17 protein-coding genes and 1 other RNA gene are annotated in these 17,459 nt (G+C 70.6%); 7 read left to right on the top strand and 11 right to left on the bottom strand.

Features of this window, described 5'->3' with window-relative positions; genetic code table 11:
• Positions 1 to 3: 3 nt before the first annotated feature.
• The 4 genes from QRX50_RS01650 to rnpB all read right to left on the bottom strand — a co-directional run bounded on the left by QRX50_RS01650 (position 4) and on the right by rnpB (position 2,580).
• Positions 4 to 492, bottom strand: a complete 489-nt coding sequence (locus tag QRX50_RS01650; protein ID WP_285970228.1) for a hypothetical protein — start codon at positions 490 to 492, stop codon at positions 4 to 6.
• A gap of 12 nt (positions 493 to 504) precedes the next feature.
• Positions 505 to 771: a hypothetical protein gene (locus tag QRX50_RS01655; RefSeq protein WP_285970229.1), complete on the bottom strand. Its 267-nt coding sequence runs from the start codon at positions 769 to 771 to the stop codon at positions 505 to 507.
• Between the two features lie 469 nt (positions 772 to 1,240).
• Positions 1,241 to 2,098 (bottom strand): SCO6745 family protein, encoded by an 858-nt coding sequence (locus QRX50_RS01660; RefSeq protein ID WP_285970230.1) that lies wholly within the window; start codon positions 2,096 to 2,098, stop codon positions 1,241 to 1,243.
• A 78-nt stretch (positions 2,099 to 2,176) separates the two neighbouring features.
• Positions 2,177 to 2,580: RNase P RNA component class A (gene rnpB / locus QRX50_RS01665), an RNA gene on the bottom strand.
• Positions 2,581 to 2,842: 262 nt separating this feature from the next.
• On the opposite strand from rnpB, the gene sfnG reads away from it, so the two are divergent.
• Positions 2,843 to 3,946 (top strand): dimethylsulfone monooxygenase SfnG, encoded by a 1,104-nt coding sequence (gene sfnG / locus QRX50_RS01670; protein ID WP_285970231.1) that lies wholly within the window; start codon positions 2,843 to 2,845, stop codon positions 3,944 to 3,946.
• A 713-nt stretch (positions 3,947 to 4,659) separates the two neighbouring features.
• Positions 4,660 to 5,841 carry an SLC13 family permease gene (locus QRX50_RS01675; protein WP_285974322.1) on the top strand — a complete coding sequence of 394 codons (1,182 nt, stop codon included), beginning with the start codon at positions 4,660 to 4,662 and terminating at the stop codon, positions 5,839 to 5,841.
• A 21-nt stretch (positions 5,842 to 5,862) separates the two neighbouring features.
• Here QRX50_RS01675 and QRX50_RS01680 read toward each other — a convergent pair whose 3' ends face one another.
• The 4 genes from QRX50_RS01680 to QRX50_RS01695 form a co-directional block, all read right to left on the bottom strand.
• Positions 5,863 to 7,608 (bottom strand): glycosyltransferase family protein, encoded by a 1,746-nt coding sequence (locus QRX50_RS01680; RefSeq protein WP_285970232.1) that lies wholly within the window; start codon positions 7,606 to 7,608, stop codon positions 5,863 to 5,865.
• A 223-nt stretch (positions 7,609 to 7,831) separates the two neighbouring features.
• Positions 7,832 to 8,971 carry a bifunctional RNase H/acid phosphatase gene (locus QRX50_RS01685; protein WP_285970233.1) on the bottom strand — a complete coding sequence of 380 codons (1,140 nt, stop codon included), beginning with the start codon at positions 8,969 to 8,971 and terminating at the stop codon, positions 7,832 to 7,834.
• The gene (locus QRX50_RS01690) at positions 8,968 to 9,705 is read right to left on the bottom strand and encodes a zinc ribbon domain-containing protein (RefSeq protein WP_285970234.1); all 738 of its coding nucleotides are present in this window, start codon (positions 9,703 to 9,705) and stop codon (positions 8,968 to 8,970) included. Before QRX50_RS01690 ends, QRX50_RS01685 begins: the two co-directional genes overlap by 4 nt.
• A 49-nt stretch (positions 9,706 to 9,754) precedes the next feature.
• Positions 9,755 to 10,570, bottom strand: coding sequence for a Nif3-like dinuclear metal center hexameric protein (locus QRX50_RS01695; RefSeq protein WP_285970235.1), 816 nt, complete (start codon positions 10,568 to 10,570; stop codon positions 9,755 to 9,757).
• A gap of 41 nt (positions 10,571 to 10,611) precedes the next feature.
• Here QRX50_RS01695 and QRX50_RS01700 point away from each other — a divergent pair, with 41 nt between their 5' ends.
• The 3 genes from QRX50_RS01700 (at position 10,612) to QRX50_RS01710 (ending at position 12,671) form a co-directional block, all read left to right on the top strand.
• Positions 10,612 to 11,073 (top strand): low molecular weight protein-tyrosine-phosphatase, encoded by a 462-nt coding sequence (locus QRX50_RS01700; protein ID WP_285970236.1) that lies wholly within the window; start codon positions 10,612 to 10,614, stop codon positions 11,071 to 11,073.
• Between the two features lie 79 nt (positions 11,074 to 11,152).
• Positions 11,153 to 11,983, top strand: a complete 831-nt coding sequence (locus QRX50_RS01705; RefSeq protein ID WP_285970237.1) for an SURF1 family cytochrome oxidase biogenesis protein — start codon at positions 11,153 to 11,155, stop codon at positions 11,981 to 11,983.
• A 73-nt stretch (positions 11,984 to 12,056) separates the two neighbouring features.
• A complete protein-coding gene (locus QRX50_RS01710; protein WP_285970238.1) occupies positions 12,057 to 12,671 on the top strand; it encodes an FMN-binding negative transcriptional regulator in 615 nt (204 codons plus the stop codon).
• 1 nt (position 12,672) lies between these two features.
• On the opposite strand, the gene QRX50_RS01715 is transcribed toward QRX50_RS01710, so the two are convergent.
• Both QRX50_RS01715 and QRX50_RS01720 read right to left on the bottom strand, forming a co-directional pair.
• Positions 12,673 to 13,698, bottom strand: a complete 1,026-nt coding sequence (locus QRX50_RS01715; RefSeq protein WP_434533226.1) for a cobalamin biosynthesis protein CobD/CbiB — start codon at positions 13,696 to 13,698, stop codon at positions 12,673 to 12,675.
• Between the two features lie 67 nt (positions 13,699 to 13,765).
• Positions 13,766 to 14,476, bottom strand: a complete 711-nt coding sequence (locus QRX50_RS01720) for a FadR/GntR family transcriptional regulator (protein WP_285970239.1) — start codon at positions 14,474 to 14,476, stop codon at positions 13,766 to 13,768.
• 95 nt (positions 14,477 to 14,571) lie between these two features.
• Between QRX50_RS01720 and QRX50_RS01725 the strand changes: the two genes are divergently transcribed.
• Positions 14,572 to 15,066: a gluconokinase gene (locus QRX50_RS01725; RefSeq protein ID WP_285970240.1), complete on the top strand. Its 495-nt coding sequence runs from the start codon at positions 14,572 to 14,574 to the stop codon at positions 15,064 to 15,066.
• The gene (locus QRX50_RS01730; RefSeq protein WP_285970241.1) at positions 15,063 to 16,430 is read left to right on the top strand and encodes a GntT/GntP/DsdX family permease; all 1,368 of its coding nucleotides are present in this window, start codon (positions 15,063 to 15,065) and stop codon (positions 16,428 to 16,430) included. Before QRX50_RS01725 ends, QRX50_RS01730 begins: the two co-directional genes overlap by 4 nt.
• On the opposite strand, the gene QRX50_RS01735 is transcribed toward QRX50_RS01730, so the two are convergent.
• A complete protein-coding gene (locus tag QRX50_RS01735; RefSeq protein WP_285970242.1) occupies positions 16,427 to 17,440 on the bottom strand; it encodes an aldo/keto reductase in 1,014 nt (337 codons plus the stop codon). The two genes, QRX50_RS01730 and QRX50_RS01735, sit on opposite strands and share 4 nt — an antisense overlap.
• Between the last annotated feature and the right edge of the window lie 19 nt (positions 17,441 to 17,459).

A 17,459-nucleotide genomic window follows, 5' to 3' on the forward strand; every position in this document is an offset into this window, starting at 1 on the left:
CGACTACCTCCCGGCCCGAGCCGCGTTGCGGCTCCGGCGCGCTCGTGGTGCTCCCTGTGCTCCGGCCGTAACCCCGGCGCCTTGGCCGTAGCCGTGGTGCCGGTACTGCCGCCTCCTCTTGTGCTTCGGCAGCGGGCGCTCGGCCCGCACGCGGATGCGGCTGGCGCTGACGGCGCCGCCCGTGCCCGCGGGCTTCTCACGCGGTGTGTTGAGCTCGCGGCCTGCCATCGCGATCACCGCGCCCAGCGGGCGCTCGTGGCTGATCTTGGCGGTGATCACCCGGGTGATCAGGATCGTGGCCACGAACGCCCACGCCGTGGAGAAGAACCCGAAGCTCCAGCCGGCCCACCGCTCGACGGTGAGCACGACCAGGAAGATGGGTATGCCGATGAGCCACGCTACGTAGCGGGCCCTCCAGGGAAAAGTCGCCTTCGGCGGGCCGAGCCAGACGGCGTCGACCCGGTAGACCTCGTCATCCGTCCTGATACGCACGCCTGCTCCGCCTCAGCCCGTGAAGAGGCCGGCGATCCACTGGCCCACATTGACGCCGGCGCCGCTGACCGCGAGTCCGATGATGGCGAGCGCGATGACGACACCCGCGAGCCGGCGCATGACACCGGCGTTGTCACCCTTGCCGCCACCGAGCCAGAGCAACAGGAGCGCGACGGCCAGCAACACCAGGGGGACGATGTTGTCGAGCAACCAGTTTCGGACGTTGCCGGTGCCGAGTTCGCCGGCAGCCAGCGTCTCGAGGGTGGTCATGGTCATCATCGCGATACTCCCGGTGCGCGGACGGTCCCGCGCGGTTCTGGCTTCGGCGAAGCCTCGAACAACATCATGGCGTCACAAGGGGTAGTGGTCAAAGCGCGCTGTGTGAATGTCGACTTGTGGACATGGACGGGGCTGGGGTCGTCTGGTCGGAATTCCTCGCCCTCCATCATGGGGGCAAGGGTGCTTGCGATTAACCCCGGCCACCCGGATTTCGCAGTGGACCCACGAACTCACCCTGCTGGGAGTGCTTTGCTCACTCTCGGTACTTCCCAAGTGGTCGGGATCCGGCCGGAACCAGTGTGACATGCCCCGGATGGCCTCCCCGCCCGAGTCCGCTGAGTGAGTACGAGTGAGCGCCACGCTGCCCCAGGGTCGCCGGGAGCAGTGAGGCGCTTGTCACGATACGCGCAAGTCGTGCCGCGATTTTCACTACATAGCGTGATGCCGGACATCGGGCACGAGAGGTGCCTTATCGGGACGCGGTCATCGCCCGGGGGAACGCGCCGGCCTTCACGACAGCGCGGCTCAGCGGCCGGCACAACTCGGCGAGGCGGGTGGATTTTTCCTCACCCAGGTGCCGCCAGGGGCCTTCGGAAGCGGCGTTCGTGGCCGCCTCGACGCGCTCGCGGAGGTCGGTGCCTTTGTCCGTGAGGTCGCCGTCGGGGCCGATGACACCCTGGTTCGCCAGGCGGGCGACCTCGGCGTCCCACTGCTCGTCGCTCCAGCCGCGCGTGCTCTTGGCCATGTCGGGCGTGAAGCCGGCACCGCTCGCGACGTGGGTGACGAGGGCGGCCAGGCCGTCGAGGCCGTGGAGCATGAGGGCGGCGACGTGGGCGTCGCCGCGGTGCTCGCGCATGAGCGTGAGGGCGTGCCAGAGGACGAGGTGGGGCTTTTCGGGCCAGGCGAGGCTCGCGTGGCCGGCGTAGAGGGCTCGGCCTTCCGGGCGGCAGCCGTCCGTGGCTTCGCGCGCGAGCTCGGCGGCTTCGGCGGTGGTTTCGGCGTGGATCTCGTCGCCGAGGAGCCGGCTGAGAGCGGCGTCTACCGCGTTGAAGCGGGCTTCGGTGATTTGTTCGGGCGTGGCGAGCGTCCACGCGCACGGGATGTGCCGCTCGATGATCTCGGGGTTGAAGTTGTAGAACGTCGCGGCCACCACGTCGGCTTTTACCGCTCCCATCGGCGCCGAACGGCTGGCGAAGTAGGTCATACGCCCGGGCCGCAACCCCGCGGCGGTGAGGTGCTCTTCGGCTTCGGGGACGAAGTAGATCAGGGAGTGGAGGGTGTCGAAGGTGCCCTTGAACTTCTTCGCCGCTTCGGCTGCTTCGCCCATGAACGGGATGCTACCGGGCGGTAGGTTCTTTGTCTGCGGGGTAGCTGGTGGGTTTTCGGCGGTCGCCCCGAAGCAGGGCGGACGAGTTGGCGTGTAAGCCGGATCCTGTGCCCGGCGCGGCCTCTCGGCCGGTCGGGCGACGGTCATCCATCTCGGCCTGCCGTTGCCGGCAGGCTCCAGCGGCCTACCCGCAGGCATCGGACGGGCCGTCCTCAAGCGCCTGCGCAGGAGCGGCAGCTCCCTCTTGGCCTTGCTCCGGGTGGGGTTTACCGAGCCACCCCGGTCACCCGGGGTGCTGGTGGTCTCTTACACCACCGTTTCACCCTTACCCCCGTCGACGCGAACGCTGACGGAGGCGGTCTGTTTTCTGTGGCACTGTCCCGCGGGTCGCCCCGGGTTGCCGTTAGCAACCACCCTGCCCTGCGGAGTCCGGACTTTCCTCGGACCGGGTCACCCCGATTCGCGACCGTCCAGCCAACTCGTCCGCCCGGGAATCGTACCTTTGTACCGCCGGGCGGGCGCGCGGCGGGGCGAGCAGTTCGACGACGCCGAGCGTCACGATCACCGCCAGCGCCACGAGCTCCACGGCGTTGATCAGGTCCACGGCCACCAGCTCCCTTCGCAACGGGGAGTACGGACCCCGCCCAAAACCGGTTCAAGTCGATCAGCGCAAGGTCCTTTGTGGATGATCCCACGCCGTGGACGTGCGTTGACGCTACTCAGGGCCACTGTTTCACTCGCGCCATGTCCGTCCCAGACCTGCACGAGCCCCTGAAGTTCGCCTACTGGGTCCCGAACGTGAGCGGCGGCCTGGTCACCAGCGACATCGAGCAGCGCACCGACTGGGGGTACGAGTACAACAAGCAGCTCGCCGTCCTGGCCGAGAACAACGGCTTCGAGTACGCGCTCACCCAAGTCCGCTACACCGCCAGCTACGGCGCCGCCTACCAGCACGAATCCACCGGCTTCAGCCTCGCGCTGCTGCTGGCCACGCAGCGGCTCAAGGTGATCGCCGCGATCCACCCCGGGCTGTGGCACCCCGGCGTGCTCGCGAAGTTCGTCGCGAGCGCCGACGTGATCTCCGGCGGGCGCGCGGCGATCAACGTCGTCAGCGGCTGGTTCAAGGACGAGTTCACCAAGCTGGGCGAACCGTGGCTCGAACACGACGAGCGCTACCGCCGCACGGAGGAGTTCATCACCGCCGTGCGCGAGCTCTGGACGAACGACCACGCCGAGTTCGGCGGCGACTTCTACCGCATCCACGACTTCGACATCAAGCCCAAACCTGAGGTCTCCCCCGGCCGGCCGCACCCGGAGATCTTCCAGGGCGGCAACTCCACGGCCGCGCGCAAGGTCGCCGGCCGCGTGTCCGACTGGTACTTCAGCAACGGCAAGGACTACGACGGGTTCACCGAACAGGTCGAAGACGTCCGCGCCATCGCGAACGGCCGCACTGTCCGCTTCGGACTCAACGGGTTCGTCATCGCGCGCGAATCGGCCGCCGAGGCCGAAGCCGTATTTCGCGAGATCATCGAGAAGGCCGACCGGCCCGCCGTCGAAGGCTTCCGTTCCGCGGTCGCGCAGGCCGGGAAGTCCACGGCGGACAACAAGGGCATGTGGGCCGACTCCGAGTTCAAGGACCTCGTGCAGTACAACGACGGTTTCCGCACCCAGCTCATCGGCACGCCGGAACACATCGCCGACCGCGCCATCGAATACAAGAAGCGCGGCGCGAACCTGCTGCTGCTCGGTTTCCTGCACTACCTCGAGGACGTCGAGTACTTCGGGAAGAACGTGCTGCCTGTGATCCGCGAGAAGGAACGAGAACTCGCTGAATTGTCTGCCTAGGCTCCGCCGAGGCGGGCGAGATCGCCGCAAGCCGGCTTCTTCCCTCCCGGTTTTCGCGCGGGCAAGGGGCCGCACGAAAACCGCTCAGTCCGGAAGCCGGCGCGATCTCGCGGTGCGTACCCGCGAAGGCAAGGAAAGCCCGAGGCGGTCGTGTAGTTGCCGAGGCGCGCCGGATTGCGGGATTGCTGGCGGGTGGGTCGGACCGAGGCGGCACGAGGGAGCGGCCGAGCGTCGGTCGCCGGTGGGCCGAATAGCGTTCCTCGCGAGCCCGCCGGCGCGTCAGTCAGGCCGCGGCAGCACAGGGAACCGCCGAGCGTCGGTCGCCGGTGGGCCGAATAGCGTTCCTCGCGAGCCCGCCGGCGCGTCAGCGCGAGCCCGCCGGCGCGTCAGTCAGGCCGCGGCAGCACAGGGAACCGCCGAGCGTCGGTCGCCGGTGGGCCGAATAGCGTTCCTCGCGAGCCCGCCGGCGCGTCAGCGCGAGCCCGCCGGCGCGTCAGTCAGGCCGCGGCAGCACAGGGAACCGCCGAGCGTCGGTCGCCGGGTGGGCCGAATAGCGTTCCTCGCGAGCCCGCCGGCGCGTCAGTCAGGCCGCGAGAGCACGGGGAACGGCCGCTCACGGGTCGGCGGGTGGGCTCGATTAGCGTTCTCGCGTGCCCGAACCCCTCGCCGCGGTCGTCTCGCTCGTGCTCCTGGCCGTGACACTGGGGTTCGCGATGGTGCGCCCGCGCGGGCTGCCCGAGGCGGTCGCCGCGGTGCCCGTCGCGGGGGTGGTGCTCGCGATCGGGCTCACGACGCCGCAAGCCGCGTGGGACCGGGTCGTCGAGATCCTGCCGACGATGGGGTTCCTGGCCGCGATCCTGCTCGTCAGCCACCTCGCCGCGATCGATGGCGTGTTCATCTGGCTGGGCAGCCGGCTGGCCGAGGTGTGCCGGGGTGAGCCCAAACGGCTGCTCGTGCTCACCTTCGTCGCGGCGGCCGGGGTGACGGCGGTGCTGAGCCTCGACGCCACCGTCGTCCTGCTCACGCCCGTCGTGCTGGCCACGGCGGAGGGGCTCAGGCTCGAGTCGAAGCCCCACGTCTACGCGTGCGCCCACCTCGCCAACTCGGCCTCGACGCTGCTGCCCGTCTCCAACCTGACCAACCTGCTCGCCTTCGCGGCGTCCGGGCTCACGTTCGCCGGATTCACCGCGCTGATGGCGCTGCCCTGGCTGGTCATGATCCTGATCGAGCTGGCCATCTTTTCGAGGTTTTTCAACCGCGACCTGGCCGGCCCCTGCAGCACCGAAAAGCCGCAGCACCGCGAGCCGCCGGTGTTCGCGCTCGTCGTGCTCGGCGTGATGCTCGTCGGTTTCGGTGTGGGCCAGCTCGTGCACGTGGAACCGGTCTGGGTCGCCGCGCTGGCGGCGCTCGTGCTCAGCGCGCGAGCGCTGGCCGAGCGCAAGATCAAGCCGTGGCAAGTGGTCACGGAAGCGTCGCCGATGCTGGTGCTGTTCGTGCTCGGCCTGGCCATCACGGTGGAAGCCGTCGACGAACACGGGCTCGGCGGCGCCCTCAAGGCCTTCCTGCCGACGACGGCGGCGCTCCCCGAGCTGCTGCTCACCACCGCCATCGCGGCCGTGCTGGCGAACCTCGTCAACAACCTGCCCGCGACGTTGATCCTGCTGTCCGTGCTGGGCGACCACCCGAACACGGGCGTACTGCTAGCTGTGCTGATCGGCGTGAACGTCGGGCCGAACGCGACCTACCTCGGCTCCCTGGCGACCCTGCTGTGGCGGCGCGTGCTGGCCCGCCACGGGCACACGCCGCGCGCGCGGGAGTTCACGGCGCTGGGCGCGTTGACCACACCCGTCTCCCTCGCCGCGGCGACCACCGCGTTGTGGCTGGTGCTGCCGTGACGGATCAGAGCGCGGCCACGGCTAGGGCCGCGGTGGGATCGTCTGACCCGGTTCCAGCGTGGGGCCGCAGTCGTCGAGGCCGTTGCCGAAGCGGTAGGCCTCGACGTCCATCATCGTGGTCGCCGCGTAGTGCTGGACGGCCTGGAGCTTCGCCGGGTCCTTGACCGCGTCCTTGCGGACCCAGTCGCCGTTGCGCAGGCCGGGGCCCGGGTAGATGAAGATCGGGTAGTAGTCGCGGTCGATGCGCGGGTCGAGGGAGATGCCGTTGCCGCCGGCCCACGGGCCCCACGAGTGGATGAAGGTGGGCTTGACCGTGTCGAACACGTAGTCGCGCAGGCCCACCATGTTCTCGTCGTGCGTGAGGTCCGCGATGGGCGCGTTGACCAGGCCCGCCATGTCCACGAGCTGCAGCCGGCTGGTCATCGACGAGCCGCCGAGGTCCGGCAGCAGCAGCGACGCCTGCTGCAGGCCCAGCATGTCGGCGTAGGTGTTGAAGCCGCGGCCGAAGCGGTCGGCGATCAGGCACGCCGGCACGGTGGGGCTCTTGATGAACTCGTCGGACTGCTGCACGAACCCGACCAGCGACGGGATCGCCGCGGCCACCACGACCACCGACGCGACGGCGCGCCAGCGCACCTTCACCGTGCGCAGCAGCTCACCGAACGACAGGGTGCCCGCGAGCACGCCCAGCACCCACACCGGCGTCGCGAAGCGGAACTGCGCCATCCAGTCGGGCACCATCACGCCGAAGGCGATCACGCCGAGCGCGAACGGCGTGATCAACGCGGCAAGCGGACGCCGCCACGGCGCCTTGCGCAGTGCCCAGATCACCACGATCGCGAGCACGACCACGGCGGCGACACCGGCGTAGAGGATCAGGGTTCCGGGCCGGACCAACGACATCAGGTCGGGCAGGCCCTGTTTCTTCGCCACCGACGGGTTCGCGAGGAACCGGCCGCCGAACTCGCTGTGGCGCCAAGCCACGTACACGCCGAACGGCACCGCGAAGGCCACAACGGACAGCACGGCGTAACGGAAGCTGACCCAGAACCCCTCGCGCCGCACGCCGTACAACAGGACGAGCGGGAACGCGGCGGCGTAGATCAAGCCTTCCGGACGCGTCAGCGCGGCGAACGCCACGATCACGCCCGCGCCCACCGCGACCTTCCACGTGAGCGTGCGTTCCTTGCGCACCGCGGTGAACAGCAGCACCGCGAGGCCGAGCACCGCGAACGCGAACAGCGAGTTCTCGAGGCCCGAGACCACCCAGATCACGAACGACGGGATGGTCGCCAGCGTGAGGCCCACGGCCAGCGTGACCGCCCACGCGTGGCGCGGGAAGATCTGCCGCGCCACGACGTGACACAGCGTGAGAATGCCGGCGGTGAACAGCAGGCCGAGCAGCTTCGGGAACAGCACGTAGTCGGGGATGCCGAACAGCAGACCGTGGTCGAACAGGCCCACGAGCTTCCCGCCCGCGAGCAGCACCATCCACGTCGGGTCGGAGAAGCCCTCGACGGGCGGCGCGCCCGGCTGCAGGACCGGGCCGAGGCCGTCGGCGAGGCTGCGCGAGTAGGAGAACGTGATGGCCGCGTCGTCCACGATCCAGTGGCCGTAGCGGGTGGCGTGCCAGGCGACCGCGGCGACACCGGCCAGTACCGCCAGCACGGAGGCGATCCAGCCGTGGCGCAGGCCGACGGCGGTCACGGGCGCGTTCTCGCCGGGGAGATCGCGTTCGGATGCTTCGGTGAGTGCGCTAGCGGTCATTACCTCGTCACTGTTTCTACTCGCAGAGCTTGCCGAGAAACGCACGAGCCTGCGCCCCCCTGATGAGGATCCCGGGTGGAACCCGCGCCGCGGCGCCGCGGTCGACACAGCACTCTAGCCAATACCGGATCGGCGCCCGCTCACGCGTCGTCCCTGGGCGTGATCCGCCCCACAATTTCGCCGGTGAGGGCGGTCTTCCCCGGTGAGGACCGGTCACGAACAGTCAGGAGAGGTGCGAGATGTCGTTGGCGAGGTGCACAGAGGAGTTGCCATCCGGGTAGAACTCCACGATCGAGAGCGACGCCAGGTCCAGGTGCAGGCGGAACAGCAGGCTCGGACCCGCGTCCAGGCCGATCCGCAGCAGCGTCTTGATGGGCGTGACGTGGCTGACGACGATGATCGTCCTCCCCTCGTACTGCTCGATCAGGTCGCGACGGGCCTGGTCGACGCGCTCGTGGACGGCGTCGAAGCTCTCGCCCCCGGGCGGCGCGCACGACGAGTCGCGCAACCAGCAGCCGTGCAGCTCGGGGTCGCGTTCGGCGGCCTCCTTGAAGGTGAGGCCCTCCCACTGGCCGAAGTCGGTCTCGATGAGGCCCGGGTGCGTGACGAAGCGGGAGCCCAGCGCGTCGGCCACGGCCTGCGCTGTCTGCTTCGTCCTGGTCAGGGGCGAGGAGACGATCGGGGCGGCCTCGCCGTCTTCGGAAACGAGTCCGGGCCACGCGCCGAGCCGCTTCGCCGCCGCGGCCGCCTGGCCCCGGCCGCGCTCGGTGAGCGGCACGTCGCCGCGGCCGGAGTAGCGGCGGTCGACCGACATCTCGGTCTGGCCGTGGCGCAGGAGCAGCAGGCGCGTGGGCGTGCCGCGCGCGCCCGTCCAGCCGGCCTTGGCGCCACGGTCGGCCTCACCGGTACCGGAGGTGGTCTTGACCTGCGGTTTACTCTGAGCTGGGGTCTTGCCGGTGCCGCTGTCCATCGCGACGTTGGCGAGGTGGTCGGCGTGGGAGTTCTCTGCGCGCGGAATCCACATGTAGGTGACACGATCGAACCCGTCCGCGAGTTCACGCGCCCGCGCGGCGAGCGGCTGCAGCGCGGCGTGCTTGATCTTCCAGCGGCCGGACATCTGCTCCACGACCAGCTTGGAGTCCATTCGCACGTCCACAATGGACGCGCCGGTCTCCGCCGCCGCGGTCAGCGCCGCGATGAGCCCCGAGTACTCCGCGACGTTGTTGGTCACCACGCCGAGGTACTCGTGGCGCTCGGCCAGCACCTCGCCGGTGGCGGCGTCCTTCACGACCGCGCCGTAGCCGGCCGGGCCCGGGTTGCCCCGGGACCCCCCGTCGGCCTCGACGACGACCCGGTCGGTCACAGGCCCGACTCCACCGTACGAACCAGGATCGCCCCGCAGTTCTCGCACTGGACGATGGTGTCCTCGGGCGTCGCCTTGATCTCGGCGATGGTGTTGCGGTCCAGCTCCAGCTGACAGGCGCCGCAGCGGCGGGCGCGCAGCAGGGCCGCGCCGATGCCCTTGTGGTCCAGCACGCGCGAGTACAGCTTGAGCACCGGCTCCGGGAAGCGCGGCAGCAGCTTCGCGCGGTCTTCGTCGCGGCGGGCGCGCGTGGTGTCGAGGTCCTTGAACTGCTCGTCACGGCGCTCGATCGCGGCCGCGACACCCGCCTCGGCCTTGTCTACCTCGGCGCCGGTGCGCTGCGCGTCGAGCTCCAGGGCCTCGCGCTGCTCCATGAGCTCCAGCAGGTCGTCTTCGAGCGCGCTCTGGCGGCGGCCGAGCGTCTGCAGCTCGTGCTCGATGTCGGTCATCTGCTTGGCGTTGACCGAGCCCGACTCCAGCAGCTTGCGGTCGCGGTCCTCGCGGGCCCGCACCGACTCGACCTCTTTCTCCTGGCGGGCGATCTCGCGGTCGAGGTCCGAAGCGGCGGTCTGCACGGACACCAGCGCGTCGCGCTTCTCGCGCACGGTCTTCTCACCCGCATCGATCTCGGCGAGCTCGGGCAGGGTGCGCCGGCGGTGCGCGGTGCGCGAAAGCTCGGCGTCCACCTTCGCGAGTTCGAGCAGCTGGCGCTGGACGGCGGGGTCGGCCTTCACGGTGCTCCTTGTTGAATTGGACTCGGTGGCATTGGGGACTTGCGGTGAGTCAGCTGGCGGGGGTCGCGCGGACGGTCCACGGGTCGGTGCACCGCGTGGAGACGTGACTGTCGACGTTACCCGCAAAGGCCACGTCGACAAGGGCCGAGGCCTGCCCGCACCAGGGCCATTCGCTGGCCCAGTGCGTGAGCCCGACCAGCGCGGGCCCCGAGGCGGCGAGGTGCTCGCCGGCGGGGTGATGGCGCAGGTCCGCCGTCACGTACGCGTCGACGCCCTCGGCCGCGGCGCGCGCGAGGTAGGAGTCGCCCGCACCGCCCGACACCGCGACGGTGCGGATCGGCAGATCCGGGTCCCCCGCGCCCAGCACGCCCGGCACGGTGGCCGGCAACGCCTCGGCGACGCGTTGGATGAACACAGCGAACGGCTCCGCCTCCGCCAAGTGCCCGATCCGCCCGATGCCGGTGCGGCCACCGGGTTCCTGCGGGTCGAGCGGCCGGTCGACGGTGAGGCCGATGGCGTTCGCGAGCGCGTCGGACACGCCGGGATCGGCCGAGTCGGCGTTGGTGTGCGCGCAGTAGAGCGCGCGGCCGCCCCGGATGAGGCGGTGCACGAGGCCGCCCTTGACCGTGTCGGCGGGCACGCCGTGCACCCCGCGCAGCAGCAGCGGGTGGTGCGCCACGATCAGCTGCGCGCCCAGGTCCTCGGCCTCGGCCACCGTCTCCTCGACGGGGTCGACGCAGAACAGCACCCGCGTGACCTCGTCGGCCGGGTCTCCGCACACGAGCCCGACGGCATCCCACTTCTCGGCGAGGCGCGGCGGGTAGTGGCGTTCGAGGACGTCGAGGATCTCGGCTAGGGCAGGCACCACCGGATCTTCCCACGACCGTTGGGGCAGACTGGGGACCCGTGACTTCAGTGGTGTTCGTGTGTTCAGGCAACATCTGCCGCTCGCCGATGGCCGAGCTGGTGTTCCGGGCGAAGCTCGCCGAAGCCGGGCTCGACGGCGCGGTGACGGTATCGAGTGCCGGCACTGGGCCGTGGCACGCGGGTGAGCCCGCGGACCGGCGCGCGCAGGCGACGCTGCGCGCCCACGGCTATCCGACGCAGCACGTCGCGTCGGAGGTGAATGACGAGGATCTCGAGGCCGATCTGCTGCTGGCGGCGGACGAGGGGCACCTCGACTTCCTGCGCGGGCGCGTCGAGGATCCGGCGAAGGTGCGGCTGCTGCGGGAGTTCGACCCGGCCGCGAAGGTCGGCGCGGAGGTGCCGGACCCGTACTACGGCGGTGACGACGGCTTCGAGGACGTGCTGGCGATGATCGAGCGCGCGATGCCCGGCCTGATCGAGTGGGTGCGCGCGCACGGTTAGGACCGGTTTGTCCCGGGCGAAATCACAGGTGGGAGAGGTCGCCGCGCGCTCGGTGGGGGCGACGGCCTACCGTGGAGGGGTGCGGTTGCGGTTTCTGCTCCGGCCCGGCTGGCTGGCACTGACGGTGGTGGTGTTCACCTTCGCCGTCTGCTGCTACACCCTTCTCGCGCCCTGGCAGTTCCGGCGCGATGCCGAGCAGGAGGCCCAGAACAACGCGCTCACCGCGTCGTTCACGGCCCAGCCGGCGCCGGTCGCCCAGCTGATGCCGGCCGGCACGACGCCCGACCAGCAGACGGAATGGCACCTCGTGTCGATCACAGGCACCTACCTCCCGTCGGCGGAGGTCGTCGCGCGGTTGCGGACCGTGCAGGGTGAGGCCGCGTTCGAGGTGCTCACGCCGTTGCGCGCGGCGGACGGCACCGTGTACCTGATCGACCGCGGTTACGTGCGGCTCGACGACCAGTCCGGCGTGCTCCCCTACGCCGCCGCGCCCGGGGGCCAGGTCACCGTGGTCGCGCGCGTGCGCAGCGACGAGGTGGACCCGAAGCACCGCGACGCGTTCTCCGATGCGTCGACGAAGGGGAAGCTGCAGAGCTACACCGTCGACTCGCAGGTCGTGGCACGCTCGTCGGGCCTGAAGATCCGGACCGGCTACTTCCAGCTCGACCAGAACCAGCCCGGCGTGCTCGGCGCGCTGCCGCTGCCGCAGCTGGACTCGGGGCCGTTCTTCTCCTACGCGTTGCAGTGGCTGGCGTTCGGCAGCATGGCGATCCTGGGCTGGCTGTACTTCACGATCCGGGAGCTCAAACCCGGTGGCGCGCTGACCACGGAGAAGCCGGAGCGCACACGCCGCAAGTCCGTGGCGGAGATGCTGGCCGAGGACGAGGAAGAGTTCACGCCCTCGGCGTAGGCCAAGTGGTCTCCTGTTCCAGCCCGGCACTGGCCCTTTTTCGGGGCCACTTCCCAGCGCAATACTCGGTGTCATGCTGATCCACCCTTGGGATGCCGGGGACGACGCGGAATGGCGGCAGTGGCTCGAGAGCCACGATTTCGGCCAGCTCGTGGCCGGTGGCCGCGGCCGTGACCTCCCGGTGGTCGTCCCGACGCATTTCACCTTCGACGGCGAAGCCACCGTGTGGCTGCACCTCGCGCGGCCCAATCCGGTGTGGCCGCTGCTGGAGGAACACCCGCGTGCGCTGCTGACAGTGATCGGCGAGTACACGTTCATCCCGTCGGACTGGAACACCGCGGACGACCCGGCGGTGGGTGTGCCGACCTCGTACTACGCCACCGCGCAGCTCGCCTGCGACGTCCGGATCGTCGACGACCCGGCCGAGAAGGCGGAGGTGCTCAACCGGCAGCTCGGGCACTTCGAGCCGGGTAGCGGCCGGACGCCGGTGTCCTCGGTCGACGCCCCGGACCGGCGACTCCTGCCGGGGATCCGCGGGATCGAGCTGACCGTGACGTCGGTGCAGGCGAAGTTCAAGTACGGCGGCAACAAGACGCCGGCCGACCGGGGGCGGATCTCGGGGAAGCTGGCGGCTCGGGACGGGCCGTTGGACGCGGCCGCGCTGGAGCACCTTCAGCGGCGCAGCTGACTCACCTGCGACGGCGGCGGCGCGCGCCGGCGAGGACGGCCACCGTCACCGAGGTCGCGCCCGCCAGCCAGCCGACGACCCGCGACAGCTCCACCGCGCGCGTGACGTGACCGGCGTCCGGGTTGCGGCCCACACCCAGCACGGGCAGCTCCACCACCCCGTGCGGGTACACCGTGCGCCCGCCGACGCGGATCTCCAGCGCACCGGCGAACGCGGCTTCCACGCGGCCCGCGTTGGGGCTCGGGTGGGCGATCGTGTCGCGGCGCCAAGCCCGCCAGGCGCCGCCCGCGGAACCACCGACGACAGGGGCGGCCAGCACCGTGAGGGCGGCCGCGATCCGCGTCGGTACGAGGTGGACGAGTTCGTCGAGCCGGGCGACCAGCCAGTGGCCCGCCGAGCCGCGCGCGAGGACACTGATCGTCCGGGACGCGAGCAAGCCCGGCACGCCGGCCAGCGCTCCCCACAGCAGCGGCGCGACGACCACTTCGGACGTGTTCTCGGCCAGAGTCTCCACGGACGCACGGGAAAGCGCGATCATGCCGAGGCCGTCGGCCACGCGCGGGTCCAGTTCGGACAGTGTGCCGCGCGCGGGTTCGAGGCGGCCTTCTTCAAGGTCGCGCGCGAGCTCCGTGCCCTGCGTCGCGAGGCCGGCGGCGCCGACGACGGCCCAGGTCGCGACCGCCGTGACCATGGCCTGCGCCACGGGCCGGTCGCGCGCGGCACGTTCGGCGAACAGCCCGACCGCGACGGCGGCACCCGCCAGGCCGAGGCCGGTGGCGGCGGCGCGGGCGGAGATCGTGGCGGCGGGCGCACCGGCGGCCTGCGCGACAGCCGATTCCCCAGGCGCCCCAACAACAACACCAGCCCCCGCGCGCAGCGCCGCGGCGGAATCCCTGCCCTGCCCGGCGCCGGAGCCCAGCGTCGCCACGCGGCGGAACGCCGTGACGGGCGGGCGGTGCCGGGCGTTGCCGAGGACGCCGTCGGCCGCCAGGCCGAGCATCAAGCCGATCGCGCGTGCCGCGCTCACCAGTAGCCCCCCGGGAACGTGGTTCGATGCCGCCGGGACGAAGGCCCGGCGAGGTCAGTGCCGCTGATTACTGCCCGCCGAGATTACTCGACACCGCGGCGGCGATTTCGTCCCGTGCCTGGTCCACGATGTCGCGCACCGCGCGCTCGGCTCGATCCGCGTCACCGGCGTCCACGGCCACGGCCACTTCCACGTGCAGCGCGACGGCCTCGGGCTGCGGTTCCTCGGGCATCAGGCCGTGGGAGGTGCGGCCCGCGAGCACCTCGGCGACCACCGAGGACAGCTGCGCGAACATCGGGTTTCCCGACGCGGTGAGCAGCAGGTCGTGGAACGCGATGTCGTGGCCGAGGAACGTCGTCAGATCGCGGGCCCGAGCCGTCTCCTCCAGGCGGTGACCCAGTGCGCGCAGCCGACCGCGGTCCTCCGGCGTCGCGCGCAACGCCGCGAACCGCGCGGCCGACGGTTCGACGCCCGAGCGCAGCTCCGTCAACGTCCGCAGCGCCGCCGCGCGCCCGGAACCGTCGAGCTGCCAGCGGATCAGACGCGGGTCGTAGTGGTTCCACCCGGCCGGATCGCTCACGATCACTCCGACGCGGCGGCGGCTCGTGGTGAGCCCCATAGTCTCCAGCACACGCACGACTTCGCGTGCCACCGTGCGCGAGGCGCCGAAGCGTTCCTGCAGCTCGTCGGAGCGCAGCACGGCGCCCGGCGCCAGCTCGCCGTTGGCGATCGCCGCGCCCAGCACGTCGAGGACTTCCTCGTGCCGATCGCTCCCCATCCGGACAACTTACCGCGCTGATTCGATTAAGTACTACTTCTTCTTGAATAAGTACTACTTTTGAGTTTGACTCTTCCGGACACAAGGAGGTGCGGATGACCGTCATCGTCGTGATGGGCGTATCCGGCTCGGGGAAGACGACTGTCGGCGAGGCGCTGGCCGAGCGCCTGGGCGTGGAGTACGCCGAGGCCGACGCCTTCCACCCGAAGGCCAACATCGAGAAGATGACCGCCGGCCACGCGCTGACGGACGCCGACCGCGAGCCCTGGCTGCAAGCGATCGCGCACTGGATCACGTCGCACCAGGAGTCCGGCGGGGTCGTGTCGTCGTCCGCGCTGAAACGCCGCTACCGCGACGAGCTGAGAGCCGGCGGGAAAGTCTGGTTCCTCCACCTCCACGGCGAGCGCGCCGTGCTCGCCGAGCGCATGCAGACCCGCAAGGGCCACTTCATGCCCGTTTCACTGCTCGACTCCCAGCTCGCGGACCTCGAACCGCTGCAGCCGGACGAGCCGGGCCGAGTCTTCGAGATCACCGAAAGCCCCGCCGCCCTCGTCGAGGCGGCGCTTCACGCGTTCCGGGAGCGTGCATGACCACCCTCGCCGCCGGCTGGACCGGCCACGACACCCGCCTGATCCTGGCGACGGTGCTCGCCATCGCCGTGATCGTGGTGCTGATCAGCAGGCTGAAGCTGCACCCCTTGCTGGCGTTGACGATCGGCTCCGGGGTGCTCGGCCTCGTGGCCGGCATGCCCGTGGACAAGCTGTTGAAGAGCTTCGAAAGCGGGGTCGGCAGCACGGTCGCTTCGGTCGGGTTGCTGATCGCGTTCGGCGCGATGCTCGGCAAGCTGCTGGCCGATTCCGGTGGTGCGGACCGGATCGTGGACACGATCCTCGGGCGGGTTCACGGCAAGGGGTTGCCGTGGGCGATGGCGCTGGTGGCCGCACTGATCGGGCTGCCGATGTTCTTCGAGATCGGCCTCGTGATGCTGATCCCGGTGGTGCTGCTGGTCGCCAAGCGCAGCGGGAAACCCGTGCTGCTGCTGGGAATCCCGGCGCTCGCGGGCCTGTCCGTGCTCCACGGGCTGATCCCGCCGCACCCCGGGCCGCTGGCCGCGGCGGGCGCGCTCGGTGCCAACGTGGGCATCACGCTCGCGCTCGGCCTGCTCGTCGGTATCCCGACGGTGGTCATCGCCGGTCCGCTGTTCGGCCGCGTCGCCGCGCGGTGGGTGCCCGACGCCACGCCGCCGCCGCGCCTGGTGCCCGAGTCCGAGAGCACCGAGGTCGACAAGCGGCCCAGCTTCGGCGCGACGCTGACCACGGTCCTGCTGCCCGTGGTGCTGATGTTGCTGAAGGCGCTCTCGGACATCACCCTGGGCAAGGAAAACGCCGTGCGCCGCGTGCTCGACTTCGTCGGCGACCCGCTGGTGGCGCTGCTGCTCGCGGTGCTCGTCGGCATGGTCACGCTGGGCCGCCCGGCGGGCCTGCACCGCGCGAAGCTGTCGTCGATCATCAGCGACTCCCTCGCCCCGATCGCCGGCATCATGCTGATCGTCGCCGCGGGCGGCGGGTTCAAGCAGACGCTGGTGGACGCCGGCGTCGGCGACGTGATCACCAACCTGTCCACCGGCGCCCACCTGTCGCCGCTGCTGCTCGGCTGGCTGGTCGCCGTGGCGATCCGCCTGGCGACCGGCTCCGCGACCGTCGCCACCGTGTCCGCCGCCGGCATCGTCGCGCCGCTCGCCGCCACCCTCGACCCGACCCACAACGCGCTGCTGGTCCTGGCCATCGGCGCCGGTTCGCTGTTCTTCTCGCACGTGAACGACGCCGGGTTCTGGTTGGTCAAGGAGTACTTCGGCATGTCCGTCGGGCAGACGCTGAAGACCTGGTCGGTGATGGAGACGGTGATCTCGGTGGTGTCGATCGCGTTGATCCTGCCGCTGGGGGCGCTGCTCTAGGGCGTTCGCGACGGGTAGGCGCCGTTGAGGGTCCAGGCGGGGTACTCCGGCTGCAGCGCGCTGACGGCGTCCAGTTCGGCGAGGTCCTGCGCGTCAAGCTGGACCTCGCCGGCGGCCAGGTTGTCGCGCAGCTGGTCAGGCCGCTTCGCGCCGACGATCACGCTGGTCACGCCGCGCTGCGCCAGCACCCAGGCCAGCGCCACGCGGGCGACGGTCGACTCGTGCTTCGCCGCGACCTTGCGCAGCGCGTCGACGATGTCGTAGCCGCGTTCGCGGTCGATCGGCGGGTTGTCGGCCTGGGCGCGGCGGCCGGAGGCGTCGTGGCTATCGCGGGTGAACTTGCCGGAGAGGAACCCGCCGGCCAGCGGGCTGTAGACGAGCAGGCCGAGCTTCTCCTCGTTCACCAGCGGCAGCAGCTCGCGCTCGAGATCGCGCCCGACGAGCGAGTAGTACGCCTGCAGCGACACGAACCGCGGGTAGCCGCGCAGGTCGGCGACGCCGAGGGCCTTGGCGAGCTGCCAGGCGAAGGTGTTCGACGTGCCGATGTAGCTGATCTTGCCCTGGTGCACGGCGTCGTCGAGGGCGGACAGCGTCTCCTCGATCGGGGTCAGGTGGTCGTGGGCGTGGATCTGGTACAGGTCGATGTGGTCGGTGCCGAGCCGGCGGAGGCTGTCCTCGATCGCGTGGCGCAGGTGCACGCGGGAGAGGCCCACCTCGTTGGGACCGGCGCCCATGCGCGAGTACGCCTTGGTGGCGAGCACCACGTCACGGCGGCGGCCCTTGAGGATCTTGCCCAGCAGTTCCTCGGTCTCGCCGCCGGCGTACATGTCGGCCGTGTCGATGAGGTTCACGCCCTGGTCCAGTGCGATGCCGACCAGTTCGTCGGCCGCTTCGAGGTCCAGCCCGCCGATCACGTCCCACGGCTTCCGGCCGGAGCCACCGAACGTCATGGTGCCCAGTGCGATCCTGGACACGAAAGTTCCGGTGGCGCCGAGTTGTTGGTACTGCACGGAGGTTCCTTTCTTCGGT

The sequence above is a fragment of the Amycolatopsis sp. 2-15 genome (genome assembly GCF_030285625.1).
Lineage (GTDB): Bacteria > Actinomycetota > Actinomycetes > Mycobacteriales > Pseudonocardiaceae > Amycolatopsis > Amycolatopsis carbonis.

Excerpts from the sequence above, each read along its gene's own strand:
- QRX50_RS01725 (WP_285970240.1), top strand. The coding sequence starts at position 14,572 with ATGACCGTCATCGTCGTGATGGGCGTATCCGGCTCGGGGAAGACGACT.
- QRX50_RS01675 (WP_285974322.1), top strand. The coding sequence starts at position 4,660 with ATGGTGCGCCCGCGCGGGCTGCCCGAGGCGGTCGCCGCGGTGCCCGTC.
- QRX50_RS01730 (WP_285970241.1), top strand. The coding sequence starts at position 15,063 with ATGACCACCCTCGCCGCCGGCTGGACCGGCCACGACACCCGCCTGATC.
- QRX50_RS01680 (WP_285970232.1), bottom strand. The coding sequence starts at position 7,608 with ATGACCGCTAGCGCACTCACCGAAGCATCCGAACGCGATCTCCCCGGC.
- QRX50_RS01710 (WP_285970238.1), top strand. The coding sequence starts at position 12,057 with ATGCTGATCCACCCTTGGGATGCCGGGGACGACGCGGAATGGCGGCAG.
- QRX50_RS01660 (WP_285970230.1), bottom strand. The coding sequence starts at position 2,098 with ATGGGCGAAGCAGCCGAAGCGGCGAAGAAGTTCAAGGGCACCTTCGAC.
- QRX50_RS01720 (WP_285970239.1), bottom strand. The coding sequence starts at position 14,476 with ATGGGGAGCGATCGGCACGAGGAAGTCCTCGACGTGCTGGGCGCGGCG.
- sfnG (WP_285970231.1), top strand. The coding sequence starts at position 2,843 with ATGTCCGTCCCAGACCTGCACGAGCCCCTGAAGTTCGCCTACTGGGTC.
- QRX50_RS01655 (WP_285970229.1), bottom strand. The coding sequence starts at position 771 with ATGATGACCATGACCACCCTCGAGACGCTGGCTGCCGGCGAACTCGGC.